Raw genomic sequence first — 26,283 nt, 5'->3', positions numbered from 1 at the left:
GCGTATGCGATAGTCAGTTCTTCTCAAGCACCCAGCGTTTCTCGCCCGGGCGAAGGTCCGGCATTTCGGTTGCCTGGGCGTTATTTACGGCCTGGAACAACTCCAGCTGTTTGCCGTTGCGAACGAAAATCCACGGGTTACCGCGCTCGTTCTTCTCCAGCCACATGCTGTCGTATTCACCGCTCATGGCCGCGCAGTCGCCGGCGAGGCACAGTGCGTAGCGATCATTACCAGGCAGGCCACTGACGCTGCCGTCTGGCAGGAATTCAACCGTGCTGCCCTGACCGTCGCCATTGACGATGGTCCACTTGCCGCCAAGGTAGGCGGTGTAGAGCGCGCGCTCAAAGCTGGTGCCGGGTTGCGCGCCGGCCGGTGGGGCTTCTTTCGGCGAGCGGAAATGCTGCTCAGGCCCGGTGTCGCTGGCGCGTTGCACCAGCTCATCGCCCTTGATGGTCAGCTCATCAGACGCATTGCCGTAGAAGTCGACGCGCAGCTTGCCGTCGGCATTGCTGGCGATCTTGCCTTCACTCAGCTCGAAGCCGTTTGAAGCAGTGGCTTGTCCGGCCTTGGTGTTAATGTTCCATTCCAGATTCGGGCCGTAGGCCAGCAGCGCCTGACGCAGGTTGCCGCCTTGGGCTGCCGCGTCGATGGCCGCCTGGTTGATCCAGGTGCCGTCCGGGCTTTTGTCGGAGTGGCTGGCGCAGCCGCTGAGCAGTGCGACCAGCAGCGAGAGGGCAAACGCAACGCGCATGGGCGGAGTCCTTCCTTTTCTGAGGAGGCGGAGCGTGCTTGAGCTCCGCACCGGGATTTACGCGATGACCAGAATGGCGTCCATTTCGACTTGAGCGCCACGCGGCAGCGCAGCCACGCCAATGGCGGCGCGCGCCGGGTACGGCTGTTCGAAATATTTGCCCATGATCTCGTTGACCTTGGCGAAGTGGCTCAGGTCAGTGAGAAAGATATTCAGCTTGACGATGTCCTTGAACGAACCGCCTGCCGCTTCGGCCACCGCCTTCAGGTTTTCGAAGACCTGAACGGTCTGTGCTTCAAAGCCTTCGACCAGTTCCATGGTCTTCGGGTCCAGCGGAATCTGGCCCGACATGTAGACGGTGTTGCCCGCCTTGATTGCCTGGGAGTAGGTGCCGATGGCGGCGGGGGCTTTGTCGCTGGAGATGACGGTCTTGCTCATGAAAAACTCCTGTTTGCGGTTTGACTACGCGCGCATACGGGTGATGCGGATCACGCCGGCCAGGGCGCGCAGTTTCTTGATCACACGAGCCAGATGCACGCGGTCGTGCACGCTGACCACCAGTTGGACCACGCTGATGCGACCATCGCGTTCATCCATACTGATTTTTTCGATGTTGCCGTCCGCGGCGTTGACGCTGCTGGCAAGCAAGGCGATCAGGCCACGCTGGTGTTCCAGTTCGACGCGCAACTCAACGTTGAATTCGCCGGTGACGTCTTTGGCCCAGGACAGCTGAATGCACTTCTCGGGGTTGTGGCGGATTTCCGCGATGTTCCGACAGTTGTCCAGGTGCACGACCATGCCTTTGCCCGCGGACAGATGCCCGACGATCGGGTCGCCTGGAATCGGCGTGCAGCACTTGGCGTAGCTGAGGACGAGGCCTTCGGTGCCACGAATAGCCAGTGGACCTTCTGCGTTTGGCAGTTGATCGCCTTCACTGGCCAGCAATCGGCGAGCGACCACGTAAGCCATGCGGTTACCCAGGCCAATGTCTTCGAGCAGGTCTTCGATGACCTCGACCCGGTACTCGGCAAGGATAAGGCGCACGCGTTCGGCCGGAATCTTTTCCAGCGTGCTGTCGAAGCCGTTGAGTACTTTGTTCAGCAGGCGTTCGCCGAGATTGATCGACTCCGATCGGCGCTGCAGTTTGAGCGCATGACGGATGTGCGTGCGGGCCTTGCCGGTCACGACAAAGTTGAGCCAGGCCGGATTCGGACGTGCTCCTGGCGCACTCACAATCTCGACGGTCGAGCCGCTTTGCAGCGGTTCGGACAGCGGCGCCAGCCGGCGATTGATCCGGCAGGCGATGCAGCTGTTGCCGACGTCGGTGTGGACGGCATATGCGAAGTCCACTGCCGTGGAGCCTTTCGGCAGCTCCATGATTCGGCCCTTGGGCGTGAACACGTAGACCTCGTCCGGGAACAGGTCAATCTTCACGCTTTCGATGAATTCCAGCGAGTTACCCGCACGCTGCTGCATTTCCAGCACGCCCTTGACCCACTGACGGGCCCGCGCGTGGGTGCTTTTCGGCTGTTCATCGCCAGATGATTTGTACAGCCAGTGCGCGGCGATGCCGTTGTTGGCCATCTCTTCCATTTCGCGGGTACGAATCTGGATTTCGATGGGCACGCCGTGCATCCCGAACAGGGTGGTGTGCAGCGATTGATAGCCGTTGGCTTTCGGGATCGCGATGTAATCCTTGAAGCGGCCGGGCAGCGGCTTGTACAAATTATGCACAGCGCCGAGCACGCGATAGCAGGTGTCGACCTTGTCGACGATGATCCTGAAGGCGTAGACGTCCATGATCTCGTTGAAGGCCCGGCGCTTGCCGCGCATCTTTTTGTAGATGCCATACAAGTGCTTCTGACGACCGCTGACTTCGCCTTCAATGCCGTCAACGGCGAGGCAGTGGCTCAGCGACTCTTCGATCTTGTTGACCAGTTCCTTGCGGTTGCCGCGCGCGCGCTTGACCGCCTGGCCAATGCGCGAAGAGCGCATCGGGTACATCGCCTTGAAACCCAGGTCTTCGAATTCGATGCGCACGCTGTGCATGCCAAGACGATTGGCGATAGGGGCGTAGATTTCGAGGGTTTCTTTGGCGATGCGACGGCGCTTCTCTCCGGAAAGGACTTCCAGCGTGCGCATGTTATGCAGGCGGTCGGCGAGCTTGACCAGAATCACACGGATGTCCCGCGCCATGGCCATCGCCATCTTCTGGAAGTTCTCGGCCTGAGCTTCGGCTTTGGTCTCGAAGTTCATCTGGGTCAGTTTGCTGACCCCGTCGACCAATTCGGCCACCGTTTCGCCAAACTGTGCGCAGAGCGCTTCTTTGGCGATGCCGGTGTCTTCGATCACGTCATGCAGCATGGCGGCCATCAGGCTCTGATGGTCCATGTGCATGTCGGCAAGAATATTGGCCACCGCCAGCGGATGCGTGACGTAGGCTTCGCCGCTGCGACGGCGTTGGCCGTCGTGGGCTTGTTCGGCGTAGAAGTACGCCCGGCGGACCAGATTGACCTGGTCTGCGCCGAGGTAGGTCGAGAGGCGATCGGCGAGGGCGTCTATGCTCGGCAAGATAAATCTCCTTGCCGAAGGCTGTGACCCTGCGCCTTGCTACGTCGACCAGGCATAGGCTTAGACGGCCTCGCTGGACTCGTCCTCGAATGCCGCGAACAGTGGTTCATCTTCAACGATTTCGGCTTCTGCGATAACAGCGTAATCCATCAGGCCTGCAGCGATTTCACGCAGGGCCACTACGGTAGGCTTGTCGTTTTCCCATGCCAGCTTTGGCTCTTTGCCACCGGTCGCCAGTTGACGCGAGCGCTTGGTGGCGAGCATGACCAGCTCAAAACGGTTATCTACATGTTCCAGGCAGTCTTCAACGGTCACGCGGGCCATGGGTATTCCTCGTAGCAAATGCGATATGCGCGGTGCCCGAATGGGCGAGCGGACTCGACAGTCTAAAAAATCACCAGCGTTTAGGGAAGCGCTGATTTCAATAGCCCGGTTTTGCCGGGCAAAAACCGATCAGGCCAACAGTTGCGACAACAGCTGACTATGACGCTGCTGTTGGTGCTCCTGGCTCAGCAAATTGGCGCGGAAGATCGCTTTCAGGTCTTCGAGCGCCGTGGCGAAATCGTCGTTGATCACAATGTAATCGTATTCGGCGTAGTGACTCATCTCGCTGACCGCCTCGCGCATGCGGCCCTCGATGATCTCGTCGCTATCCTGGCCCCGGTTGGTCAAACGCTGGCGCAGCGCCTGCTGGGTCGGCGGCAGAATGAAGATCGAGCGGGCGTGGGGCATCAGTTTGCGAACCTGCTCCGCACCTTGCCAGTCGATCTCCAGAATCAGGTCATGACCTTCGTCCAGCGTCTGCTGCAACCGGCTTTGTGAGGTCCCGTACATATTGCCGAAGACTTCAGCCTGTTCGAGAAAGTCGCCGTGCTCGATCATGCGCACGAACTCGGCGCGGTCGACGAAGTGGTAATTCACGCCGTCGACTTCGCCCGGACGCATGGCCCGGGTGGTGTGGGACACCGACACGCGAATCTGCGGCTGAGCGTTGATCAGGGCGTTGACCAGGCTGGTCTTGCCCGCGCCCGATGGGGCGGAAATGATGTACAGGGTGCCGGTGCTGTGGGTCATGTCGGAGGTGGCCTTACTCAATGTTCTGCACTTGTTCGCGCATCTGCTCGATCAACACTTTGAGGTTGACGGCAGCTTGCGTGCTTCGAGGATCAAAGGCTTTGGAGCCCAGGGTGTTGGCTTCGCGGTTGAGCTCTTGCATCAGAAAATCCAGCCGGCGCCCGGCTTGTCCGCCGGCTTTGAGCACGCGGCGAACCTCGGTGACGTGCGTGCTCAGGCGGTCGAGTTCTTCGGCGACGTCGCTTTTTTGCGCCAGCAGGACCATTTCCTGTTCCAGACGCTGCGGATCGAGCTCGGCCTTCATGTCGGCAAAGCGATCGAGCACCTTCTGGCGCTGGGCGGCGAGCATCTGCGGCACGAGCGTACGCAAGGTCGCGACTTCAGTCTTGATCGCGGTAAGCCGTTCGTCGAGAAGCCTGGCCAGATCGGCGCCTTCGCGGGCGCGCCCGGCCTTGAGTTCTTCAAGGGCTTCGTTGAACAAGGCCAGGGCATCATTGTTGAGCGCTTGCGGATCGGCAGCGTCGGCCACCAGCACACCGGGCCAGGCCAGCACTTCAAGCGGGTTCAGCGCAGCAGGTTGTTTGATCAGGCTGGCAACGATCTCCGCAGCCGCGACCAGTTGCCCTGCGCGCTCGCGATCAACCTGCAGCGGTTTGCCTGCGGTTTCTTCAGTAAAACGCAGGGTGCATTCGATTTTGCCCCGGGAAAGGCCCTGGCGCAGCGCTTCACGTACAGCGCCTTCGAGGTCACGGAAGGATTCCGGCAGGCGCAAATGGGGTTCGAGGTAACGGTGATTGACCGAGCGCATTTCCCAGCTCAGCGTGCCTTGTGGGCCGGCTCGTTCAGCGCGGGCAAAAGCCGTCATGCTGTGCACCATGGGAAGTACCTCTATAAATTCAGGCGTTTGCGGATAGCCGGTCCGGGATGAATCCCCGGCAAAGTGTCGTGGGGAAACGACTGGCTATAAAGGCGCAGGATTGTAGCTCAGTGCAGGGTGTGCGCCCAAATGTGGCATTGTCGCAAGCGATGCGCGGCGTCGTGATCCTGCTGTCCGGCAGTGCCCTTCAGCGGCGTTGGTTGTGAGCGATGTGTCATTAGATGTCCCAAGCCGTGCCTGCACCTCTATAATGCAGGCCAGTTTTCCGTCTCCCAGTACAGGTATCCCAGATGAAACGTCCAAGTGGTCGCGCTGCCGATCAGCTTCGCCCGATCCGCATCACCCGCAACTACACCAAGCACGCCGAGGGTTCTGTGCTGGTCGAGTTCGGTGATACCAAGGTGATCTGCACCGTCAGCGTTGAAAACGGCGTTCCGCGTTTTCTCAAGGGCCAGGGCCAGGGCTGGTTGACGGCTGAGTACGGCATGCTGCCTCGCGCAACGGGCGAGCGTAACCAGCGCGAAGCCAGCCGTGGCAAGCAGGGCGGCCGTACCCTCGAAATCCAGCGCCTGATCGGCCGCTCGCTGCGTGCGGCACTGGACATGTCCAAGCTGGGTGAAATCACCTTGTATGTCGACTGCGACGTGATCCAGGCCGACGGCGGGACACGCACTGCGTCGATTACCGGCTCCATGGTTGCGCTGATCGATGCACTCAAATCGATCAAAAAGCGTGGCGGCCTGAAGGGTGGCGATCCGCTGAAGCAGATGATCGCAGCCGTATCGGTGGGCATGTATCAGGGCGAGCCGGTCCTGGACCTGGATTATCTTGAAGACTCTGCGGCCGAGACCGACCTCAACGTGGTCATGACCAATGCGGGCGGTTTCATCGAAGTGCAGGGCACTGCCGAGGGCGCGCCGTTCCAGCCTGAAGACTTGAACGCGATGCTGGCACTGGCTCAAAAAGGCATGAACGAAATCTTCGAACTGCAGCAGGCGGCACTGGCCGACTGATCGGTTTCTACGTCAGAACACCACGTCAGAGCACTACATCAAAACAGGGAAAGCATGATGATCGAGAGTCAGTCGCCGTTGCCAGCGCCGAGTAAAGAAGTCCGTCAGTGGGCAATGCTGTGCCACTTCGCGGCGTTCTTCGGCCTGATCTTCCCGTTCGGCAATTTGCTCGGGCCCCTGATCGTCTGGCAGCTCAAGAAAGAAGTCGACCCGTACATCGATGCCCAGGGCAAGGAAGCCCTCAATTTTCAGATCACCGTCGCCATCGCCGCGATGATCTGTTTTTTGCTGATGGTGGTGATTATCGGCTTTCCGCCGTTGATGCTGGTGGGCGTCGGCGCGCTGGTGCTGACGATCATCGCGGGCGTCAAGGTCAATGACGGCGTCGCCTACCGCTATCCGTTTACCTGGCGGTTGATCAAGTAAGACTTCACGGGGATCGGGCAAATGCCTGATCTGCGGACAAACAAAAGCCGACTTCACGTCGGCTTTTTTTTGAGCAACTGAACGTCAGATGGTGAGCGTCCAGTCGTAATCCACGATCAGCGGCGCGTGTTGCGAGAAGCGCGGCTGGCGTGGAAGGCGCGCACTGCGTACGAAACGACGCAGGCCCGGGGTCAGCAGTTGATAATCGAAGCGCCAGCCCAGGTTGAGCATCTCGGCCTGTTCGTTATCCGGCCACCAGCTGTACTGATCGCCTTCACGGCTGACTTCGCGCAGGGCATCGACGTAACCCATGTTGCCAACGATCTCGTCCATCCATGCACGCTCTGGTGCCAGGAAGCCCGGAGATTGCTGGCTGTCACGCCAGTTCTTGATGTCCAGCTTCTGTTGCGCCACATACAGCGAGCCACAGTAAATGTACTCGCGACGTTTGCGCCGCTGCTTGTCGAGGTACTTGCCGAAATCGTCCATGAGCTTGAATTTCTGATTCAAGTCTTCATCGCCGTTCATCCCGGAAGGAAGCAGCAAGGTAGCGATACTGACTTTGTCGAAATCTGCCTGCAGGTAACGCCCGTAACGGTCAGCCGTCTCGAAACCAAGACCGTTGATAACTGCCTTCGGCTGCAGCCGCGAGTAAAGCGCCACGCCACCCTGGGCAGGCACTTCGGCTTCGCAGGCATATAGGAAGTAGCCGTCCAGTTGGAAGGCTGGGTCGTCCAGTTCAAAGGCGGAGGCGCGGGTGTCCTGAAGGCAGATGACGTCGGCATTCTGGGCTTGCAGCCAACTGAGCAAACCACGCTCGACTGCAGCCTGAATACCATTAACGTTCACACTGATGATCCGCATAAATGGCCCCAAAAATCACGTGCGTGTATGATACCCGAGCTCTACCTAATTAGCTAAATCCGTGGTATTCGGGGCTTTTTTCATGCAGGCGTATCAACGCGATTTCATTCGTTTTGCCATCGATCGCGGAGTTTTGCGCTTCGGTGAGTTCACATTGAAGTCTGGGCGCACCAGTCCTTACTTCTTCAATGCCGGTCTTTTCAACAGTGGTTCGGCCCTCGCCCAACTGGGTAAGTTCTACGCCGCTGCCGTTGTTGAAAGCGGTATCTCCTTCGATGTTCTGTTCGGCCCGGCCTACAAGGGTATTCCCCTTGCAGCGGCGACTGCCGTGGCGCTGGCCGACCATCACAGCCTCGACCTACCCTGGTGCTTCAACCGCAAAGAGGCCAAGGCCCATGGCGAAGGCGGCAGCCTGGTGGGCGCGCCGTTGACCGGAAATGTGCTGATCATCGATGACGTAATAACTGCAGGCACCGCTATTCGCGAAGTCATGCAGATCATTCAGGCCCAGGGCGCGAACGCTGCCGGCGTGCTGATCGCGTTGAACCGCCAGGAGCGCGGCAATGGCGAGCTGTCTGCCATTCAGGAAGTCGAGCGTGATTTCGGTATTCCGGTGGTGAGCATCGTTTCGTTGAATCAGGTGCTGGAATTCCTGGCCGACGATCCGCAGCTCAAGCAGCACTTGCCTGCCGTCGAGGCTTACCGGGCTCAATACGGAATCTGAGCCTCCAAAAGGATGCGGTTTATGCTCAAGCTGGGCACGTTGGGTTTTTGTCTGTCGCTGGGTTTGGGTTGCATCGCGAGTGTTCAAGCGGACGACGCCCCGGGCATCGTGCTGTATCGCTACGTCGACAATCGCGGCGTGACCGTGCTCGATCGCCAGGGCGTGCCCCCGGAGTACGTCGGCAAGGGTTATGAAGTGCTGAATCAGCGCGGTCGCGTGGTGCAGACGATACCGCCTGCACCTTCGGCCGATGAACTGCGCGATGCCCAGGCCGCCAAGCTGCAGTCCGACGCCGATGCGCATCTGCTTCGGCTGTACACCAGCGTCGAAGACGTCGACCGGGCGAAGAATCGTCGGCTCGCTGAACTCGACGGCTTGATCGTCGTGGCTCAAGGCAACATTCAGAACCTCGTCACGCAGCAGGGCGCACTTCAGACGCAGGCGGCTGATCAGGAGCGGGCAGGGCATCCTGTGCCCAAGACGCTGCTCGATCAGATGGACGACCTGCGCGATCAGCAGCAGAACCTGAAAGTCGACATCCTGCGCTATCAGACTGCGCGAACTCAGGCCGAAACCGAGTTCGCGCAAGATCGTGCGCGGTTGCAGAAGCTTTTGGGCCGCTAGCCTGCGCGCCCTCGCTTCGGATCAGACGATCAGCACCGGGACAGTCTCAAGCTGCATGTCGAGCGCAGCGGCAAGCCGATGATTGCCGTTGACCACCGGATAAGCGCCGTTTTCCAGCTCCCTGACGTGGATAGGCGGCAGGTATTGCCCCTCGGTAATGCCTGACTTGATGTCGTCCAGCCGCTTCTGAATCAACTCTCCTCGACCGGGGTTCAGGCGCTGTGGGGCGACCTGCATGACATTAGCCTGAAGTGCAGGGTCTACACGCCATGTTTTCAGGGTGGCATGGTTATAAAACCTGAAAACGCTCACCCGCAAGTTGGTGAGGGCGTCCAGATATATCCCGTCGTACACATCATGGAGCGCGATGCTTTTGCTGCCGTTGGCGGTTTCGTAGATAAACAGCGGCGTTCCGTCCTCCATAGCTTCTCTGATGGCAGTGAGCTGCTCTGGCGTTGCACTGATGCCATTGACCTTCATCACGTCTGCCAGATCAGTAGTGGCATCGATCGCAGGGCCCAGCGTGCCGCTATCGGGTCCCGCGATGGGGTTTTTCATCGCGCCTCGGCCAGACAGGGGATAGCCCGGCCTGCCGTTGATGCGTTGCAGTGAATTCCCCATGGCTCGTCGCGCGATCAGCCGTGGGCCATATGCGCACCCCGAGGTAATCAGGTAATAGGCGCCCTGCGTGCGAGACACAGCGTTGGAGATTCTGCGCACCGGCACATTCTCAATGTCCCCGACTTTGGCGAGGACATCCATGGTGCTCGTGCCGTGCCATTGCGTGGGCGTTGTGATGGTGGGGATGCCAGAGACGTGGCGCAGGCCCTGGCTTATGCCTGCTGTTGACCTGGCGATGCCGTGCATTCGACGAGCCAGGGCATGAAAGGCGTTCATATTGAACGCCTTTGAAGCGAGCAGCTTGCCGATGGCCCCAGGCATGAAAGTGCTGGAAGCGCGTGTCGCTCGATACACATGAGCAGAGCTCAGAAATACGGCGGGCATCAACTGCGCGAATGTCGGCAGGGCCCGCATAACACTCAGCTTGCCCGCATTGAATGCCAGTCTGATTGCACCTCGTAAAAGCCTCAATGCCGGGATGCCGAAAGTGAGCGCGTCCAGCGTACAGGCGACGGCGGGTGACTCATCCGTCGCAATCGCATTGGTGCAGGCGAGCCCTGGAACGAACAGCTCAAGACTGCGCAAGAGTGGAGGGTAGTTGCTGGCCACCTCTTCCGATGCTGTCTGATGGCGGTGATAGAGGTAGGCGTCATGGGAGTAAAAAAACAGGTGGGTTGTCGCTACCTCGAATGAAATGTCCTTCAGGCGTGCCGATGTCAGGGCAGTGCCTGCATCGTCGGGCAGGGCGGCGAGCGGGGCGAGCTCGGCGACCATTTCGCTGATGACCACAGAGGTTTTGCCGGGTTGTGGCTTGGTAAGGTTGGCGTAGGCGTCCCAGTCGATACCCACGGCGCTTCCGGACACGATTTCCAGCGCTGAGGGCAGTGCTGAAGGAAAGGGATGCGCGCGCCGGGTAGGAATTGCCAAACGGGTATGACGTACGGCAACGCCCACGAGAGGGAAAAGCTCGTAGTAAAAAGTGTTTTCCCGGTCCGCACATTCGAGGATAAAACCGTAGCGACCCCGCTTACGTTCTCTGTCTTCTGGCACTTCGAAGCCTGCGAGCTTCCCCGTGGATGTGCGCACCGTATGAATCTTCACCCTCCCGCAGTGAAGCGCTCTTCGATCCTCGGCGGGCAACTGCGTCAGCAACTCCTCGATGATAAATGCGTAGGCGGCTTTTGCTCGCGCTTCATAGAACCGGTATTGCGCTTCAAACATCCTCGGAATATCGATGCCGATAAGCGGGGTCGAGATCCTGTCAAACCCACCTCTGACTGGCGCTCGGGGCGTGACAGGTTTGAACGTGTCGGTCCCGTTCACCATTTCTCCCGCTGAAAAAACGTCCAGCAAGTAAAAATGAGAAGCGTCGCTTGAAGGGTCACTGCGCAATAAATGCTCAAGTCGCCTGCTGAAGGCGGCGGGATACATGAGCATTTTTTTGATGTCGTCGGCCTCGGCGCCAAAAATGTCGCGAAGCTTGCCCATCGCTAGTCGAACGCGATCAGGTACCTCACGGGTCATTCCCTCGGCCGCCTCCAACGCATTGGCAATGTAACCGTCCAGGGCGGCCGCTGCCGCGTCCATCTCCGACAGCGAAAAGTCGTTAGTGCCCTCACTGCGCGATAGTCCATTGGCGGTCGCCCACGTCAGGCTGGGAAGTGCGCGGGTGGTGGCAATCAGGGTCAGCTCTTCATAGCTCGCCTCCTTGCTCAAGTTCATGGGCAACTGAATCACTTCTTCGAACGTGAGCGTCGATGCCAACGCTGGAGCAAGCGTATTCCCGAGTGATACGCCATGAACGAAATTCACCCACGCCGCCGTGCCGTATCGCAGGTCTTCATCGATGCCCTCCACCACGAAGTCAGGAATGGCAGGCGAAAGGATGTACAGCGCCAGCTCAGGCGTAGCGGTCTTTGCTGCGAGCGCGTTGAGCAGCCGTGTCTGACGCTGCCGGTAGGTCAGGCCCCAATTCTGCGGCCCCTCCAGATCACAACCCGCAACGTGTCCTGGCCTTTGGTACTCGGGGGGATTGAGCTCCAGCATGAGCGCCGCCCATACCAGTTGCTGGCGAATGACCGGGGCGGTGACCTCACCATCCTCGCCGCCGTACCATTCCAGCGCCTTGAGCAGTTGACCGGCGAGCGTCTCGGCCGGCGCAGAGCTGAGCATCGAGTCGAGGACGATGCTCAGGGATTTTTGCGTTGGCCTGGCAGCGTTGGCGCCTGGCTTCAAGACGGCCAAATGGGGGGCTGCGAGGAGCGACAGCAGCGTCTGCGTACCTTGGGTGTCGTTCGGCTGTGGCGTGTTTTGCAACAGGAAACGCCCGACCGTGTCGTTGATTCTGACCAGATCCCCGGTCGTCAACAAAGCGTCGACCTGATGAGGCAGCGTCATGAGTCGGGCAGGCTCTACGGTGCTACTCACGCGTGAAGTGGCGGGTAAAAGCAACCATCTCTGGCTGCCGGCGAGGTAGGTCGGGTGCCAGCCGCGTAGAACCTGCTCCCGGTTCGCTGGCGCCGCGGCGCTTTCGTCCATCCCGTGATCAGGCGCCCGAGGTGCCACAAGGTTGAAGCGGAAGTTGTCGGTATCGAATTCCACTTCGTACGTGCGGCCGTCGAGTTCGATGAACAGCAGGCCGTCGACGTTGTAAACGCCACTGAATGGCGCGACGTCCTCAAGCGCGTCGTGCCCGGTCAGCGACTGCGCGCTGACGTAGGGCTCCAACAGATCTGCCGGGGGCGCCAGTTCTACATTCGGCTGCTCGCCGGGCAAAAGGAGTTCCAATGAGGGTTCTGGTTGAACGGGTGGCGGGGTATTGCGATGCAGCGTGGACATAAGAGGTCTCGAAATAATGAGCGAGACCTACGGTGTTCAGTTCCTGAGGGTGTGACTGTCATCAGATGGCGCTTTAGCCGGTCGGATAAATCTGAAGCCTGTGTGGGCGCCACTAAAACCTGGCCGTAAAAAAGCCCTGACCGGCAGTGGGCCGGGCGGGGCTCTTTACAGCGGCAATCAGTGACGCTTGCGATTGCTGATCAAGGTGCCAACGCCGGTATCGGTAAAGATCTCCAGCAGCACGGCATTCGGCACACGGCCGTCAATGATGTGCGAGGTGTTAACGCCGCCCTGAACCGCTTCCAGTGCGCAACGGATCTTTGGGAGCATCCCGCCGTAGATAGTGCCGTCGGCGATCAGGCCATTGACCTGCTCGGTGGTCAGGCCGGTCAGCACCTTGCCTTCCTTGTCCATCAGGCCGGCGATGTTGGTCAGCAGCATCAGCTTTTCGGCCTTCAGGGCTTCAGCGACTTTGCCTGCGACCAGATCGGCGTTGATGTTGTAGGACTCGCCATCCGCGCCTACGCCAATGGGCGCAATCACCGGAATGAAATCGCCCTTCACCAGCATGTTCAGCAGGTCGGTGTTGATGCCGACAACTTCACCCACATGGCCGATGTCGATGATTTCCGGCTTGAGCATGTCCGGGGTCTGACGCGTGACGTTCATCTTCTTCGCACGAATCAGCTGCGCGTCTTTACCGGTCAGGCCGATGGCGCTGCCGCCGTGGCGGTTGATCAGGTTGACGATGTCCTTGTTGACCTGGCCGCCCAGCACCATTTCCACCACGTCCATGGTTTCGGCGTCGGTCACGCGCATGCCGTCGATGAAATGGCTTTCGATGGACAGGCGCTTGAGCAGGTCGCCAATCTGAGGGCCACCGCCGTGAACCACGACCGGGTTGATACCCACCGCCTTCATCAGCACGATGTCGCGGGCGAAGCCGGTTTTCAGCTCGTCGCTCTCCATGGCGTTGCCGCCGTATTTGATGACAAGCGTCTTGCCAACAAAACGTCGGATGTAGGGCAACGCTTCGGAAAGGACCTTGGCGGCATTGGCTGCGGCATCATGTTCGAGGGTCATTTGGGCTCCACTCAAAATTGGGTCAAAAAGGAAGTTCTAGATCCGGTGCTACGTGTTTCAACTGGGTATGGAAGACGTCCTTGATCCGCTGCAGCTCAAGCTCGGTTTCGGCCTCGAAGCGTAATACCAGCATGGGCGTGGTATTGGAAGCGCGAACCAGGCCCCAGCCTTTCGGATAATCGACCCGCACACCATCGATGCTGGTGAGGTTGGCGTTGCCCCATTGGGCGTCGCGCTCCAGCGCTTCCATGATGCTGAACTTGCGGGTCTCGGTGACTTTGATATTGATCTCGGGCGTGGACAGATCGTTTGGAAAGGTCTGGAAAAGCTCCTCGGCGCTGAATTTTTCCTGACTGAGGATTTCCAGCAGACGCGCTGCGCTGTAGATGCCGTCGTCGAAACCGAACCAGCGCTCCTTGAAGAAGATGTGTCCGCTCATCTCGCCTGCCAACAGTGCGCCGCTTTCCTTCATCTTCTTCTTGATCAGTGAATGACCCGTCTTCCACATAACCGGGCGGCCGCCGTATTCGTGGATCAACGGTATCAGGCGACGCGTGCATTTGACGTCGAAAATCACGTCAGCACCAGGATTGCGCTTGACCACATCGCGGGCAAACAGCATCAGCAGGCGGTCAGGGTAGATGATCGTGCCGGTATTGGTGACGACACCGACACGATCGGCATCACCGTCGAAGGCCAGTCCCAGATCGGCGCCGGTTTCCCGGACCTTGGCGATCAGGTCCTGAAGGTTCTCCGGCTTGCCCGGATCAGGGTGATGGTTGGGGAAATTGCCGTCGACCTCGCAATACAGCGGGATGACTTCGCAATTCAGCGCTTCGATCAATTGCGGGGCGATAACGCCGCCTACACCGTTGCCGCAATCCACCACGACTTTCATGCGCCGCGCGAGCACCACATCGCCAATGATCTCGCTGGCGTAACGGTCGAGGATATTGACCTTGATGATGCTGCCTTTGGCGGACGGCAGGTCGTTGGCCTTGATGCGTTCGTGCAGTGCCTGAATCTGCTCGTCTGCCAGCGTATCGCCGGCAATGACGATCTTGAAGCCGTTGTAATCCTTCGGGTTGTGGCTGCCCGTCAACATGACGCCGGTTTTCCCCGCCAGTACGTGGGTGGCGTAGTACAGCGCCGGCGTGGGCACCAGACCGATGTCGCTGACGTGGCAGCCACTGTCATGCAGCCCCTTGATCAAGTCCGCGACCAGCTCAGGCCCCGAGAGTCGACCGTCGCGGCCTACCGAAACATGCGGCTCGCCCTGCGCGAGACTTTCCGCACCGACGGCCCGGCCGATCCAGTAGGCGGTCTCGGCGTTCAGCGTATCGCCGACGATGCCGCGAATGTCATAAGCGCGGAAAATCGTCTCGGGAAATGTCGGGGCGGTGGAGGCGGTGCTGCTCATGACGCGGGATGGCCCCGACTGCGGGAAGTCAGGGTGGTCATCGATCAGGTCGAGGTCGAGGATATCGGTGTCCTGGAACAGAGGGTCGGTCAGGTGGTCATCCTCCGACACAACCGGAAGGAGCGGTGCGGCGCCGTGCGGCGGTGTCCCGGCTGGCTGACCCTGTTCTGTCGACCCTGCTGCCGCTGGATTATTGCGCAGCGAGAACCGCGCCATGCTCTGAGCGAGCCCGTTCAACGCGGGCAGGCTCAAGCTGAAGGCCTTGACGGCCTTGCCTCCGGAGAGTTCTTGCAGCAGTTGCTCAAGCTGCCGCGCGTCGGCAGCAACCCGGCGCTTGAGCGCACTCTCGTTCAGATACAACCCCAACAGCATCGCCCCGGCGGCAACCAGCAAGGCGAGCAGCAGCATCAGCCAAGGCGTCGAGCCTTGCAGCGCGGGGCCGGCCGCAAAGGTCAGTTTCCAGTTGGGGTAGCCGGTGGAGAATTCTTGTGGACGGCTGCCGTCGTCTTCGCCGCGCGTGAGAAAATTCTGCGCGGTGGCGTTTCCGAACTGCTGAACGAGTACCACCTGACCCGCATCGGCAGGGGTCTCGGGCAGTGCATTGATCAGCCGCTGTGGGTTGAACGCCAGCAACAGGGTGCCGGTGATCGGCGCGTCTGGCGCCGTGCGCAAGGGCGCGGCGCTGTAGATCAGCCATGCGTCGCCAACCTTGCGCGCTTCGGGCGCAGGCGTTTCACCCTTGCCGGCCTTGGCCAGCATGTCCAACGTGGCGAAGCTGATCGGCAGCGCGCTTTGGGTGTCTACGCTGTTGAATCCCACAGGGTTGAGCCGTGCGCCTACCACGCCGTCTCGATAACGCAATTGAGTCTGCGCGCTCTCGATGACCGACGAATTGTTGCTCAACAGGGCCTGGCTCAGCGCGGCGTCCATTGCAGCGGCCTGGGTGTCGGCGTTGATCTGGCGCAGGGCCTTGTTGACGGCCCCGGCTTGCGCGCTGCCCCACGCCTGAACCAGCTGCTCCTGTTGCTGCGGCTGGCTTTGGATGGCAAGCCACACCAGCACCATTGCCGCGAGCAGGCCGATGAGCGAAGGAATGAGGCCGGGACTTGCCAGGCTCAGATTGGCGTCTTTGCCGGCCGGGGCACTTGTTTCCGGAACGGGGGTCGCTTTGGCTGTGCGTTTGATGCCTTTCAAACTAACTCTCCCTGCTGGGTCGTCCTGACGCGTTCTTGTTGTTTTCGCACCGCTCAAAGCCCGTCAGGCCAAAAGCGATGCGTTAGCCAAAGTGAGTGTTTGTGACAGGATCAATGGCTGCCGGAGTGGCCGAAGCCGCCTGCGCCGCGCTGACTCTCGTCAAAGTCTTGGACGATTTCAAAGTGCGCCTGCACCACCGGCACCAGTACAAGCTGAGCCAGACGCTCGCCGATGGAGATCTTGAAAGCGGTCTGGCCACGGTTCCAGCAGGAGACCATCAGCTCGCCTTGATAATCGGAGTCGATCAGGCCCACCAGGTTGCCCAGCACGATGCCGTGTTTATGCCCCAGGCCCGAGCGCGGCAGAATCAGTGCAGCCAGGCCAGGGTCTGCGATGTATATCGACAGCCCGGTAGGAATCAGGAGGGTCTGACCCGGTTCGAGCAAAGTGTCTTCTTTCAGCATGGCGCGCAGGTCCAGGCCGGCCGAGCCAGAGGTGGCGTAAGCGGGAAGCGGGAATTCGCTGCCAATGCGAGGGTCGAGGATCTTGGCTTGTAGAGCGTGCATTCGTGATTAAACCTGGTTCATGCGATCGGCGATAAAAGTCACCAGCTGCCGCGCGATCTTGGCTTTGCTGGTCTGGGCGAAGAGCGTCGCTTGCAACGCTCGGTCGATCACGCTGCAGGCGTTTTCTTCGCTGTTGAAGCCAATGCTGGGATTGGCGACGTCATTGGCGACGATCAAATCAAGGTTCTTGTCCTTGAGCTTGCGTGCGGCGTAATCGAGCAGGTGTTCGGTTTCGGCCGCGAAGCCGACGCTGAACGGGCGATCCGGGCGCTGTGCAATGCTGGCGAGAATGTCCGGGTTACGGACCATCTGCAGCAGAAGACCATCACCGGTGGTGGGATCTTTCTTCAATTTCTGTGTGGCGACGACTTCAGGCCGGTAGTCCGCAACGGCTGCCGAGGCGATGAAGAGATCGCAAGGCATGGCATCTTCGCAGGCGGCGAGCATGTCCCGGGCACTGACAACGTCGATGCGCGACACCCGGTCAGGCGTCTGCAGGTTCACCGGGCCGGTGATCAGGGTGACGCGCGCGCCCGCTTCGGCAGCGGCTTCGGCCAGGGCGAAACCCATTTTTCCGGAGCTGTGGTTGGTGATATAGCGAACCGGATCGATGTTTTCTTGGGTAGGGCCGGCAGTGATCAGCACATGCTTGCCGGTCAGCGTCAGGCGCTGGAAACAATCGGCGGCAGATTGCGCCAGATCATTGGGTTCGAGCATGCGCCCGTAGCCCACATCACCACAGGCCTGACTGCCGCTGGCCGGGCCAAACATGCGAAAGCCGCGCTGTTCGAGCAGTTGCAGGTTCGCTTGCACGGAGGGGTCGCGCCACATGGCCTGATTCATCGCGGGCGCGACGGCGACGATAGCGTCGGTCGCCAGCACCACGGTGGTCAGCAAATCGTTGGCAATGCCTTGGGCCAGACGGGCCATGAGGTCGGCGGTGCCCGGTGCGATAAGAATCATGTCGGCCCACTTGGCCAGCTCGATATGACCCATGGCGGCTTCCGCTGCGGGGTCGAGCAAATCCAGGTGAACGGGGTGGCCGGATAAGGCCTGCATGGTCAGCGGGGTGATGAATTCAGCGCCGCCTTTGGTCATGACGACGCGGACTTCCGCACCGTGGTCGCGCAAACGGCGGACCAGTTCGGCGCTCTTGTAGGCCGCGATGCCACCGCCGACGCCGAGAACGATGCGTTTTCGATACAGCCGCTGCATAGGCCTGCCTTTAGGTCGGTTAACACGCGGCAATCATTACGCCTCCCCAGGCCTGACTGTCGCGCAAAAAAGAGCGGCTAAGATAGCACAGCGACCGCACGGGAACAGCGGCGCCACATACAGGGAGCTGCTATGAGTATTCGCGATTGGCCGGCGGCAGAGCGTCCGCGGGAGAAGCTGCTGGAGCGGGGGGCGTCGAGTCTGTCGGACGCCGAATTGCTGGCGATTTTCTTGCGCACGGGCGTGTCGGGGAGAAGCGCCGTGGACCTGGCCCGGCACCTTTTGCATCAGTTCGGCAGCCTGCGTGCGTTGCTCGAAGCCAACCTGACTGCATTCAGCAGCGAGCTGGGTCTGGGACCCGCCAAGTTCGCGCAGTTGCAGGCTGTCATGGAAATGGCCCGGCGCAACATGGGCGAGGATTTGAAGCGCGATTCTGTACTGGAAAACCCGACGCAGGTGCGTCGCTACCTCAAGGCGCTGTTACGGCACGAGCCCCATGAAGTCTTTGGTTGCCTGTTTCTGGACAGCAAGAACCGGGTTCAGACGTTCGAAGTGCTGTTTCACGGCTCGATCAACACGGCGCATGTCCACGCGCGGCAGGTGGTCAAGCGGGCACTGGCCCACAACTCGGCAGGCTTGATCCTTTGTCACAACCACCCCTCCGGCGTCAAAGACGCCAGCGAAGCCGATATCGACCTGACGCGGCATCTGAAACAGGCGCTGGCGCTGGTGGACGTGGTGGTGCTGGATCACTTGATCATCGGCGACGGCGATCCGCTGTCGATGGTTGAGTATGGGTTGATGTAGCGGCCAGGACTGGCTAATCACAGAGATTCTGGGGCTGGACACCGAACGAATGTAGGACCGGCTTTAGCCGGGAAAGCGTCGGTATTCACACCGCAAAATCGACGGTGTGCAAACGGGCCTCTTCCCGGCTGAAGCCGGTCCTACTAAGCATCGCGTGCATCCAGCGGGGGAGCGTATGAGCCCAGTTCCCGATCTCCCGCGAATTACTTCACGGTCACCTTTGAGAAATCCTGACGACCAAACGGGCTCACGCTATAACCCTCGACGTTCTTGCGCAGCAGCGCATAGGCAGTTGGATGCGCAAGCGGCAGCCACAATGCCTGCTTCTGGATCTGCTCTTGAGCCTGGTGATACAGCTTGCTGCGCCGCGCCTGATCGGTCACCGCTTTGCCCTGGCTGATCAGCTTGTCCAGCCCCTCATCGCAGTAGCGCGCGAAGTTGGTGCCGGATTTGACTGCGGCGCAGGAGAACTGCGGCGTCAGGAAGTTATCCGGGTCGCCGTTATCCCCCGACCAGCCCATGAACAGCAGGTCGTGCTCGCCGGTCTTGGCGCGGCGGATCAGCTCGCCCCATTCGATAACTTTGATTTCCGCCTTGATCCCCACCGCGGCCAGATCGTTCTGCAGCAACTGCGCGCCGGCGTTAGGGTTAGGATTGAGCAAGCTGCCCGACGGCCGAGTCCAGATCGTCGTCTTGAAGCCGTCTTTCAGACCGGCCTTGGCCAGCAGTTCCTTTGCCTTCGCCACATCATGCTTGTAGCCAGGCAGGTCGCTGGCGTAGCCCCAGGTATTAGGCGGATACGGACCATTGGCCGGGCGCGCCGAGCCTTCGAATACCGCTTTCAGGTAAGTATCTTTGTCGAATGCCAGGTTGATCGCCTGACGCACTTCCGGTTTGTCCAGCGGCGGATGCTGGCTGTTGATCGCCAGGAAAGCGGTCATGAAGGCGTCAGTCTTTTCGACCTTCAGGTTCGAATCCTTGCCGGCTTCAGCGACATCCATCGGCTTTGGCGACAGGGCAACCTGGCACTCGTTGCGGCGAACACGTTGCAGCCGGACGTTGGCGTCCGGCGTAATCGCGTAGATCAGCGCATCAACGGCCGGCTTCCCGGCGAAGTAATCCGGGTTCGCCTCGTAACGCACCACCGAGTCTTTCTGGAAGCGCTTGAAGATAAAAGGCCCGGTGCCAATCGGCTGGCTGTTGAGCTTCTCCGGCGTACCGGCCTTCAGCAGCTGCGCGGTGTACTCCGCGGAATAAATAGAAGCGAAGCCCATGCTGAGCGTCGCCAGAAAGGTCGCATCCGGGTGGTCCAGGGTGATGCGCACCGTGGTGGCATCGGTCGCTTCGACTTTCTTGATCAGCGACGGCCATTGCATGGATTGCGCGTGGGGGAAGCCCTGCACAGCGACCTTATTCCACGGATTGGCCGGATCGAGCATGCGCTGGAAGCTGAACACCACGTCGTCAGCGTTGAGCTCGCGCGTGGGGGTGAAATAGTCGGTGTGATGGAATTTCACGCCGGCGCGAAGTTTGAAGTCGTAGGTCAGCCCGTCCGGCGACACACTCCAGCTCTGCGCCAGGCTCGGAACCAGCTTGGCGTCCTTGGCGTCATAGTCCACCAGGCGGTTCATCAGCACGTCGGCCGAAGCATTGGTGGTGGTCAGCGAGTTGTACTGCACCACGTCAAAGCCTTCGGGGCTGGCTTCCGTGCAGACGCTCAGCGTCGTTGCCGCCTGGGCCAGCAGTGGTGTGGACAGGGACGCGAGCAACAGGGGTAGAACGGCTAGGCGCATGGCGATTTTCCTTTCAGAGAGAGCCCATCTGCCGGCGCAGTCTGGAGAGTCAGTAACCCTAGACCATCGATTGGCGCAGAACAATCGCTGCGGCGCGACGAGTGGTATATTTCCCGCCGCGCCTAACGCCGCTGGCGTTGCCGGGTGAAAGCCCTGGCTTTGTGACAGGCAATTCGTGGTTTGTGTTGTTGCACCGGGGGCTTTCTGGTATAAAGCAGCGCTCTTTTCTAGGGGCCCGCTGCCTTCACCTTAGGTGTGGCCGGTAAGACCCCTGAAGAAACGCGGCGCCTGGCGCCAAATGACTGAGAGATTAAGCGGCCAACCCATGCCGGGTTGGGCATGTGGTTTTAGAGGGCTGAGGCATGTCGAGAGTATGTCAAGTTACCGGTAAGGGTCCGGTAACCGGGAATAACATTTCCCACGCAAACAACAAAACCCGTCGTCGTTTCCTGCCAAACCTGCAGCATCACCGCTTCTGGGTTGAAGAAGAGAAACGCTTCGTACGTCTGCGCGTATCTGCTAAAGGCATGCGTATCATCGACAAGCGTGGTATCACGGTTGTTCTGGCCGAAATCCGCCGTGCTGGCGCGAAGGTCTAAGGGAGAAAATCATGCGTGAATTGATCCGTTTGGTGTCGACCGCTAACACCGGCCACTTCTACACCACCGACAAGAACAAGCGCACGACTCCGGACAAAATCGAAATTAAAAAATTCGATCCGGTTGTTCGTAAGCACGTGATCTACAAAGAAGCCAAAATCAAGTAATTGATTTCTGCCTCTTACAAAAAAGCCCGCAGCGATGCGGGCTTTTTTGTGGGTGAAATAAGGTGGGTCAACTAACAGTCAGGCCTTCTGTTCAAACACCACATAGATCTTGCGGCAGGCCTCCAGCACCTCCCACGTGCCTGTGAACCCTGCAGGAATCACGAAGCGGTCACCCGCGCGCAGGGTTTTCGACTTGCCTGCTTCGTCACGGATGACCGAGACGCCCTGCACGATTTCACAATACTCATGCTCGGTGTAATTCACTTTCCACTGACCGACTTCCCCTTCCCAGACGCCTGCATTCAGCTGCCCGCACGGGCTGTTGTAATGGTTGTAAACCGTCTGGTTCGGCTCGCCCTTGAGGATCTTTTCAGCAGCAGGGGTGAAACGCTCCGCTGCGGTAGTGGCTTCGCTGAAGTCGACGATGCTTTCGATGCTCATATCTGATTCCTGAAAGTAGGCGCTGCGTGATTGTTGCTTGCCGAGGGCTGGATGAAAAGCACGAGCGAGCCCGAACAGCTGTTGAATAAAATGCACGATCCGGCCAGATTAAGCCCGCTTCTGTCCAATATATTGGAAATCCGTCCAATGCTGGTTTAGGGTGGCGAATGCCTTCGGCCGATCCGATGACGCGTCAGGCCCTGCCCTGAAGCCCGATTCGAGTGCGAAGACGTGCCTATTTCATAAGAGGAGGACGTTTCATGACCACCCTGACTCATGCTGACTGGGAACAACGCGCCCAGAATCTGAAAATCGAAGGCCGTGCTTTCATCAACGGTGAATACACAGACGCCGCATCCGGCTCGACGTTCGACTGCATCAGTCCGGTCGATGGCCGCTTCCTCTCCCACGTCGCCAGCTGTGACGCCGCCGACGCGCAGCGCGCCGTTGAAAACGCCCGGGCTACGTTCAATTCCGGCGTCTGGTCGCGATTGGCGCCGGCCAAGCGCAAGGCAGCCATGCTTCGTCTGGCCGAGCTGATCAACGAAAACGTCGAAGAGCTGGCGCTGCTCGAGACCCTCGACATGGGCAAGCCGATCAGCGACTCCTATGGCATCGACATTCCCGGCTCCGCCCAGGCGTTGAGCTGGAGCGGCGAGGCCATCGACAAGCTGTACGACGAAGTGGCGCCGACCCCGCACGATCAATTGGGCTTGGTGACTCGCGAGCCGATCGGTGTTGTAGCGGCCATCGTGCCGTGGAATTTCCCGCTGTTGATGGCGTCCTGGAAGCTGGGTCCTGCGCTGTCGAGCGGCAACTCGGTGATCCTCAAGCCGTCGGAAAAATCCCCGCTGACCGCAATCCGTGTCGCCCAGCTCGCCATCGAAGCCGGTATTCCGGCTGGCGTGCTGAATGTGCTGCCGGGTTATGGCCACACCGTCGGTAAAGCGCTGGCGCTGCACATGGACGTCGACACGGCGGTGTTCACCGGTTCGACGAAGATTGCCAAGCAGTTGCTGATCTACTCGGGCGAATCGAACATGAAGCGCGTCTGGCTGGAAGCCGGCGGCAAGAGCCCGAACATCGTCTTCGCCGACGCGCCGGATCTGCAGGCTGCAGCGGAATCTGCGGCCAGCGCCATCGCCTTCAATCAGGGCGAAGTCTGCACGGCCGGCTCCCGTCTGTTGGTCGAGCGCTCAATCAAGGACAAATTCCTGCCGATGGTGATCGAAGCGCTGAAAGCCTGGAAGCCGGGCAACCCGCTTGATCCGGCAACCACCGTTGGCGCGCTGGTCGATACCCAGCAGATGAACACCGTACTGTCGTACATCGAAGCCGGCCACACCGACGGCGCCAAGCTCGTCGTCGGCGGCAAGCGCATTCTGCAAGAGACAGGTGGGACCTACGTTGAGCCGACGATCTTCGACGGCGTGACCAACGCGATGAAGATCGCTCAGGAAGAGATCTTCGGGCCAGTGCTCTCTGTGCTGACCTTCGATACCGCTGAAGAAGCCATTCAGATTGCCAACGACACGCCTTACGGCCTGGCCGCGGCGGTGTGGACGGCTGACTTGTCCAAGGCGCACCTGACCGCGAAGGCGTTGCGCGCTGGCAGCGTGTGGGTCAATCAGTACGATGGCGGGGACATGACTGCGCCGTTTGGTGGCTTTAAGCAGTCCGGCAACGGGCGAGACAAGTCGCTGCACGCGTTCGATAAATACACCGAGCTGAAAGCGACCTGGATCAAGCTGTAAGAGGCCGCGCGCGCTTCAACACTCAGTCGCTGTAAAAACCAACGCAGCCGGGCTTTCATCAAAGCCCGGCTGTTTTGTTTCGTCCTTTTGAGCCACAGGAGCGTGGTGATGCGTTGGGGTACTTATTTCGCTGTGCTGGCGTCGGTATTGAGCGTCGGTCTGGCGCTGGGCGTGAGCATGCCGCTGGTGTCCCTGCGGCTGGAGGCCTGGGGTTACGGTGCGTTTGCCATCGGCGTCATGGCTGCGATGCCGGCCATTGGCGTGCTGCTGGGTGCCAGCCTTGCCAGCCGGCTCGCTTCAAGACTCGGTACCGCCAACCTGATGCGGCTGTGCCTGTGGGCCGGGTCATTTTCAGTGGGTTTGCTGGCGTTATTGCCCAATTACTGGATCTGGCTGGTATTGAGGCTGATGCTCGGGACGATCCTGACCATCGTCTTCGTGCTCGGCGAGAGCTGGATCAACCAGTTGGTGATCGAACGGCTGCGCGGCAAGCTGGTGGCGCTGTACGGCAGTTCCTACGCGCTGAGTCAGTTGGGCGGGCCGGTGCTGCTGGGTTTCATTGGCACGGAAGCAGATTACGGGTTCTGGGTCGGGACCCTGTTGCTGGTGGTATCGCCGTTTCTATTGCTGGGCAGAACAGGCGCGCCGAGCGCGGAATCCAGCCATGTGACGCTGCGCGATCTCGGCGGCTTCTGTCGGAGTTTGCCGGCCATTGCGTGGGCCATCGCTTTATTCGCCGGGTTTGAAGCGATGATTCTGACCTTGCTGCCGGTGTATTGCCTGCAACAGGGCTTTACGCCTGAAGTGGCTTTGGCGATGGTCAGCACCGTGGTGGTGGGTGATGCGCTTCTGCAACTGCCGATTGGTGCGCTGGCCGACAGGGTTTCCCGTCGGCGGCTGTTTTCCGGGTGTGCGCTGGTGCTGATGGTGTCGAGCCTGGCGATCCCGCTGCTGGTCGACACAATCGCCATCTGGCCGCTGTGGGTACTGTTCGGCGCCAGTGCGGGCGGGTTGTTCACGCTGTCGCTGATTCTGATTGGCGAGCGCTACCGCGATGACGCTTTGGTGCGCGCCAATGCCCACGTCGCCCAGCTGTGGGGGATCGGTTGCCTGCTTGGCCCCTTGGCGGCAGGCGCTGGCAGCCAGTGGGTCAGCGGTCAGGCGCTGCCGTTGCTGATGGCGGCGGGGGCGCTGGGGTTGGTCATCCTGTCCCAGCGTCCCAAGGCCTTTGGCGCGCAAGCAGTAGCGGCTTAAAGCATCTTTTCCAGGCCGACCGCCGTGCTGAACCAGGCGTTCATCCGGCGCCACCAGTCGCCAGGCTCTTTGGACAGCGTGTGGATTTTGCCGTTGTCCTCGGTCACCCACACCAGCCGGTTGTTTTCCAGCTTGACCTGATAGCTGATGGCCGGCGCCATACCCTGAAGCGCCAGCTCGCGCAGGTATTCGGTCAGCTCGGGGCTGTCGACCAGCACGCCGACTTCGGTGTTCCACAGCACTGACCGTGGGTCGAAATTGAACGAACCCACGAACATCTTCTGTCGATCAAAGATCATCGCCTTGCTGTGCAGGCTCGATTCCGAGCCGCCCTTGATCAGGTTTGTGTGCAGAAATGCAGGTCCGCTGCCCTTGGCGTTGCTCGGATCACCTGGCTGACGGCGCAGTTCGAACAGCTTCACGCCGTGCTCCAGCAGTGCCCGGCGGTAGGGCGCGTAACCGCCGTGTACCGCCGGCACGTCGGTGGCCTCCAGCGAATTCGTCAGCAGGTTCACCGACACGCCTTTGTCCGAGAGTCCGGTCAGGTACACCAAGCCTTCCTGCCCGGGCACGAAATAGGCTGAGATCAGCATCAGTTCCTTGTGCACGCTGCCCAGATCAGGACTCAATTGAGTCGCCAGCAGCAGATGCGGGTCGGGCTCGCCCCGTGACAGCACCTTGGTCGGCGCGTCCCACAACGCCTGGTTGTGCGCCCAGATCAGCTCATTGAGCCAGGTCTTCATACGCGGGTGAGTCCGATAGTCCATCAGCCGTTCATACAGGGCCTTCTTCTCAACGTGGGCCTGATCCAGCGATTCGGCCAGCAGAGCGCGCGCTTTGGTCAGATCCTTACGATCGGGTGGCCAGTAGAGGAAGTCGTTGATCGGCTTGCTGAGCGCGCTGTTCCAGTACTGATCGAAGCTGTGACCCAGCTGTTCCGCCACCGGGCCCACGCTGAGCATGTCGATGTCGGTGAAATTCAGATTGGGTTCGGCGTCGAAATACTCGTCACCCAGATTGCGCCCGCCGACGATGGCCACGGCGCCGTCGGCCAGCCACAGCTTGTTGTGCATGCGTCGATGCTGCTGTGACAGATTGAACAGCCGGCCCAGATTACGGGTGGCGCCCATGCTGCGGCCCAGATTGAGCGGATTGAACAGGCGAATCTGAATATTCGGGTGCGCAGCGAGTGTGGCGATGACTTCATCCAGCCCGTCGCTGGTGGTGTCGTCCAGCAGGATGCGCACGCGAACGCCGCGATCGGCAGCTTTGAGCAGTTCGTCAGCCAGCGCCCGAGTGCTCAGGCCGTCGTGAACGATGTAGTACTGCAGGTCCAGGCTGGTTTTGACGTTTCGAATCAGCTCGGCGCGGGCCATGAAGGCTTCAGTGCTGTTGGGCAGCAGGCGGAAACCCGAGCGGCCCTCGTGAGGCGCCGCCTGGGCCATGATCGAGCGTCCGAAAGAAGACTGCGCCGCCGGGAGTGCCTGACTCGGACCGTCGGGGGCGGGCGTGTGCGCACAACCGCTGAGGCCGAGGGCGAGAGCCAGGAGGAGGGGCACCGCCCGTAAGTTCGTCAACGCGGTCATCCGAAAATCAGTCATGGCGAT

The 26,283-nt window shown here is 60.2% G+C and carries 24 protein-coding genes; 9 read left to right on the top strand and 15 right to left on the bottom strand.

Annotated features, from left to right (window positions below; all coding sequences use genetic code 11):
* Window positions 1-13: 13 nt before the first annotated feature.
* The 6 genes from AC07RO_RS13065 to AC07RO_RS13040 all read right to left on the bottom strand — a co-directional run bounded on the left by AC07RO_RS13065 (window position 14) and on the right by AC07RO_RS13040 (window position 5,273).
* Window positions 14-751 carry a hypothetical protein gene (locus AC07RO_RS13065; protein WP_192171464.1) on the bottom strand — a complete coding sequence of 246 codons (738 nt, stop codon included), beginning with the start codon at window positions 749-751 and terminating at the stop codon, window positions 14-16.
* Between the two features lie 57 nt (window positions 752-808).
* Window positions 809-1,189: a RidA family protein gene (locus tag AC07RO_RS13060; RefSeq protein WP_495086230.1), complete on the bottom strand. Its 381-nt coding sequence runs from the start codon at window positions 1,187-1,189 to the stop codon at window positions 809-811.
* Between the two features lie 24 nt (window positions 1,190-1,213).
* A complete protein-coding gene (gene spoT / locus AC07RO_RS13055) occupies window positions 1,214-3,322 on the bottom strand; it encodes a bifunctional GTP diphosphokinase/guanosine-3',5'-bis pyrophosphate 3'-pyrophosphohydrolase (RefSeq protein WP_463582438.1) in 2,109 nt (702 codons plus the stop codon).
* 60 nt (window positions 3,323-3,382) lie between these two features.
* Complete coding sequence (gene rpoZ, locus AC07RO_RS13050; RefSeq protein ID WP_025257879.1) at window positions 3,383-3,646, bottom strand: DNA-directed RNA polymerase subunit omega; 264 nt, start codon at window positions 3,644-3,646, stop codon at window positions 3,383-3,385.
* A 129-nt stretch (window positions 3,647-3,775) separates the two neighbouring features.
* The gene (gene gmk / locus AC07RO_RS13045) at window positions 3,776-4,396 is read right to left on the bottom strand and encodes a guanylate kinase (RefSeq protein ID WP_192171487.1); all 621 of its coding nucleotides are present in this window, start codon (window positions 4,394-4,396) and stop codon (window positions 3,776-3,778) included.
* A 13-nt stretch (window positions 4,397-4,409) separates the two neighbouring features.
* Window positions 4,410-5,273: a YicC/YloC family endoribonuclease gene (locus tag AC07RO_RS13040; protein WP_192171462.1), complete on the bottom strand. Its 864-nt coding sequence runs from the start codon at window positions 5,271-5,273 to the stop codon at window positions 4,410-4,412.
* A gap of 290 nt (window positions 5,274-5,563) precedes the next feature.
* Here AC07RO_RS13040 and rph point away from each other — a divergent pair, with 290 nt between their 5' ends.
* Together rph and AC07RO_RS13030 are read left to right on the top strand one after the other, a co-directional pair.
* Complete coding sequence (rph, locus tag AC07RO_RS13035; RefSeq protein ID WP_122534172.1) at window positions 5,564-6,286, top strand: ribonuclease PH; 723 nt, start codon at window positions 5,564-5,566, stop codon at window positions 6,284-6,286.
* Window positions 6,287-6,343: 57 nt separating this feature from the next.
* Window positions 6,344-6,712 (top strand): DUF4870 domain-containing protein, encoded by a 369-nt coding sequence (locus AC07RO_RS13030; RefSeq protein WP_495086229.1) that lies wholly within the window; start codon window positions 6,344-6,346, stop codon window positions 6,710-6,712.
* An 84-nt stretch (window positions 6,713-6,796) separates the two neighbouring features.
* Here AC07RO_RS13030 and crc read toward each other — a convergent pair whose 3' ends face one another.
* Entirely contained in the window at window positions 6,797-7,576 is a 780-nt protein-coding gene (crc, locus tag AC07RO_RS13025; RefSeq protein WP_065988229.1) for a catabolite repression control protein Crc, read from the bottom strand.
* An 82-nt stretch (window positions 7,577-7,658) separates the two neighbouring features.
* Between crc and pyrE the strand changes: the two genes are divergently transcribed.
* Entirely contained in the window at window positions 7,659-8,300 is a 642-nt protein-coding gene (gene pyrE / locus AC07RO_RS13020; protein ID WP_192171459.1) for an orotate phosphoribosyltransferase, read from the top strand.
* A gap of 12 nt (window positions 8,301-8,312) precedes the next feature.
* On the top strand, window positions 8,313-8,924 hold the full coding sequence (locus AC07RO_RS13015) for a DUF4124 domain-containing protein (protein ID WP_407073212.1): 612 nt from the start codon (window positions 8,313-8,315) through the stop codon (window positions 8,922-8,924).
* A 21-nt stretch (window positions 8,925-8,945) separates the two neighbouring features.
* On the opposite strand, the gene AC07RO_RS13010 is transcribed toward AC07RO_RS13015, so the two are convergent.
* From AC07RO_RS13010 to coaBC, 5 genes are all read right to left on the bottom strand, one after another.
* Window positions 8,946-12,383: a ParB/RepB/Spo0J family partition protein gene (locus AC07RO_RS13010; protein ID WP_495086228.1), complete on the bottom strand. Its 3,438-nt coding sequence runs from the start codon at window positions 12,381-12,383 to the stop codon at window positions 8,946-8,948.
* A gap of 177 nt (window positions 12,384-12,560) precedes the next feature.
* Complete coding sequence (argB, locus tag AC07RO_RS13005; protein ID WP_192171456.1) at window positions 12,561-13,466, bottom strand: acetylglutamate kinase; 906 nt, start codon at window positions 13,464-13,466, stop codon at window positions 12,561-12,563.
* 22 nt (window positions 13,467-13,488) lie between these two features.
* Window positions 13,489-14,886 (bottom strand): phosphomannomutase/phosphoglucomutase, encoded by a 1,398-nt coding sequence (locus AC07RO_RS13000; protein ID WP_495086338.1) that lies wholly within the window; start codon window positions 14,884-14,886, stop codon window positions 13,489-13,491.
* Between the two features lie 1,304 nt (window positions 14,887-16,190).
* The gene (gene dut / locus AC07RO_RS12995; RefSeq protein ID WP_192171455.1) at window positions 16,191-16,646 is read right to left on the bottom strand and encodes a dUTP diphosphatase; all 456 of its coding nucleotides are present in this window, start codon (window positions 16,644-16,646) and stop codon (window positions 16,191-16,193) included.
* A gap of 6 nt (window positions 16,647-16,652) precedes the next feature.
* On the bottom strand, window positions 16,653-17,861 hold the full coding sequence (coaBC, locus tag AC07RO_RS12990) for a bifunctional phosphopantothenoylcysteine decarboxylase/phosphopantothenate--cysteine ligase CoaBC (protein WP_192171454.1): 1,209 nt from the start codon (window positions 17,859-17,861) through the stop codon (window positions 16,653-16,655).
* Between the two features lie 132 nt (window positions 17,862-17,993).
* Here coaBC and radC point away from each other — a divergent pair, with 132 nt between their 5' ends.
* Window positions 17,994-18,668, top strand: a complete 675-nt coding sequence (gene radC, locus AC07RO_RS12985) for a RadC family protein (protein WP_192171453.1) — start codon at window positions 17,994-17,996, stop codon at window positions 18,666-18,668.
* Between the two features lie 203 nt (window positions 18,669-18,871).
* Here radC and AC07RO_RS12980 read toward each other — a convergent pair whose 3' ends face one another.
* Complete coding sequence (locus AC07RO_RS12980) at window positions 18,872-20,461, bottom strand: ABC transporter substrate-binding protein (protein WP_495086227.1); 1,590 nt, start codon at window positions 20,459-20,461, stop codon at window positions 18,872-18,874.
* A 362-nt stretch (window positions 20,462-20,823) separates the two neighbouring features.
* On the opposite strand from AC07RO_RS12980, the gene rpmB reads away from it, so the two are divergent.
* Complete coding sequence (gene rpmB, locus AC07RO_RS12975) at window positions 20,824-21,060, top strand: 50S ribosomal protein L28 (RefSeq protein ID WP_037016669.1); 237 nt, start codon at window positions 20,824-20,826, stop codon at window positions 21,058-21,060.
* A gap of 11 nt (window positions 21,061-21,071) precedes the next feature.
* Window positions 21,072-21,227 carry a 50S ribosomal protein L33 gene (rpmG, locus tag AC07RO_RS12970; RefSeq protein ID WP_010225867.1) on the top strand — a complete coding sequence of 52 codons (156 nt, stop codon included), beginning with the start codon at window positions 21,072-21,074 and terminating at the stop codon, window positions 21,225-21,227.
* Between the two features lie 78 nt (window positions 21,228-21,305).
* Here the strand turns inward: rpmG and AC07RO_RS12965 are convergent, their stop codons facing one another.
* Entirely contained in the window at window positions 21,306-21,668 is a 363-nt protein-coding gene (locus AC07RO_RS12965) for a cupin domain-containing protein (RefSeq protein WP_346627402.1), read from the bottom strand.
* 260 nt (window positions 21,669-21,928) lie between these two features.
* Here AC07RO_RS12965 and AC07RO_RS12960 point away from each other — a divergent pair, with 260 nt between their 5' ends.
* Together AC07RO_RS12960 and AC07RO_RS12955 are read left to right on the top strand one after the other, a co-directional pair.
* Window positions 21,929-23,422: an aldehyde dehydrogenase gene (locus AC07RO_RS12960; protein ID WP_495086226.1), complete on the top strand. Its 1,494-nt coding sequence runs from the start codon at window positions 21,929-21,931 to the stop codon at window positions 23,420-23,422.
* Window positions 23,423-23,530: 108 nt separating this feature from the next.
* Window positions 23,531-24,676 (top strand): MFS transporter, encoded by a 1,146-nt coding sequence (locus tag AC07RO_RS12955; protein WP_495086225.1) that lies wholly within the window; start codon window positions 23,531-23,533, stop codon window positions 24,674-24,676.
* Here AC07RO_RS12955 and AC07RO_RS12950 read toward each other — a convergent pair.
* Complete coding sequence (locus tag AC07RO_RS12950) at window positions 24,673-26,262, bottom strand: phospholipase D family protein (RefSeq protein ID WP_495086224.1); 1,590 nt, start codon at window positions 26,260-26,262, stop codon at window positions 24,673-24,675. The genes AC07RO_RS12955 and AC07RO_RS12950 overlap by 4 nt on opposite strands.
* Between the last annotated feature and the right edge of the window lie 21 nt (window positions 26,263-26,283).

The organism is Pseudomonas sp. GW821-FHT07F05 (assembly GCF_059418765.1).
This window is presented reverse-complemented; position numbering and strand designations above follow the sequence as displayed.

Bases quoted from the DNA above. Each gene is read 5' to 3' on its own strand.
- AC07RO_RS12955 (WP_495086225.1), top strand. From the start codon at position 23,531: ATGCGTTGGGGTACTTATTTCGCTGTGCTGGCGTCGGTATTGAGCGTC.
- AC07RO_RS12960 (WP_495086226.1), top strand. From the start codon at position 21,929: ATGACCACCCTGACTCATGCTGACTGGGAACAACGCGCCCAGAATCTG.
- AC07RO_RS12950 (WP_495086224.1), bottom strand. From the start codon at position 26,262: ATGACCGCGTTGACGAACTTACGGGCGGTGCCCCTCCTCCTGGCTCTC.
- rpmB (WP_037016669.1), top strand. From the start codon at position 20,824: ATGTCGAGAGTATGTCAAGTTACCGGTAAGGGTCCGGTAACCGGGAAT.
- AC07RO_RS12980 (WP_495086227.1), bottom strand. From the start codon at position 20,461: ATGCGCCTAGCCGTTCTACCCCTGTTGCTCGCGTCCCTGTCCACACCA.
- AC07RO_RS13040 (WP_192171462.1), bottom strand. From the start codon at position 5,273: ATGGTGCACAGCATGACGGCTTTTGCCCGCGCTGAACGAGCCGGCCCA.
- argB (WP_192171456.1), bottom strand. From the start codon at position 13,466: ATGACCCTCGAACATGATGCCGCAGCCAATGCCGCCAAGGTCCTTTCC.
- crc (WP_065988229.1), bottom strand. From the start codon at position 7,576: ATGCGGATCATCAGTGTGAACGTTAATGGTATTCAGGCTGCAGTCGAG.
- rpoZ (WP_025257879.1), bottom strand. From the start codon at position 3,646: ATGGCCCGCGTGACCGTTGAAGACTGCCTGGAACATGTAGATAACCGT.
- pyrE (WP_192171459.1), top strand. From the start codon at position 7,659: ATGCAGGCGTATCAACGCGATTTCATTCGTTTTGCCATCGATCGCGGA.
- AC07RO_RS13065 (WP_192171464.1), bottom strand. From the start codon at position 751: ATGCGCGTTGCGTTTGCCCTCTCGCTGCTGGTCGCACTGCTCAGCGGC.
- radC (WP_192171453.1), top strand. From the start codon at position 17,994: ATGAGTATTCGCGATTGGCCGGCGGCAGAGCGTCCGCGGGAGAAGCTG.
- AC07RO_RS13015 (WP_407073212.1), top strand. From the start codon at position 8,313: ATGCGGTTTATGCTCAAGCTGGGCACGTTGGGTTTTTGTCTGTCGCTG.
- gmk (WP_192171487.1), bottom strand. From the start codon at position 4,396: ATGACCCACAGCACCGGCACCCTGTACATCATTTCCGCCCCATCGGGC.
- AC07RO_RS13010 (WP_495086228.1), bottom strand. From the start codon at position 12,383: ATGTCCACGCTGCATCGCAATACCCCGCCACCCGTTCAACCAGAACCC.
- AC07RO_RS13030 (WP_495086229.1), top strand. From the start codon at position 6,344: ATGATCGAGAGTCAGTCGCCGTTGCCAGCGCCGAGTAAAGAAGTCCGT.
- AC07RO_RS12965 (WP_346627402.1), bottom strand. From the start codon at position 21,668: ATGAGCATCGAAAGCATCGTCGACTTCAGCGAAGCCACTACCGCAGCG.
- rpmG (WP_010225867.1), top strand. From the start codon at position 21,072: ATGCGTGAATTGATCCGTTTGGTGTCGACCGCTAACACCGGCCACTTC.
- AC07RO_RS13000 (WP_495086338.1), bottom strand. From the start codon at position 14,886: ATGAGCAGCACCGCCTCCACCGCCCCGACATTTCCCGAGACGATTTTC.
- coaBC (WP_192171454.1), bottom strand. From the start codon at position 17,861: ATGCAGCGGCTGTATCGAAAACGCATCGTTCTCGGCGTCGGCGGTGGC.
- rph (WP_122534172.1), top strand. From the start codon at position 5,564: ATGAAACGTCCAAGTGGTCGCGCTGCCGATCAGCTTCGCCCGATCCGC.
- dut (WP_192171455.1), bottom strand. From the start codon at position 16,646: ATGCACGCTCTACAAGCCAAGATCCTCGACCCTCGCATTGGCAGCGAA.
- AC07RO_RS13060 (WP_495086230.1), bottom strand. From the start codon at position 1,189: ATGAGCAAGACCGTCATCTCCAGCGACAAAGCCCCCGCCGCCATCGGC.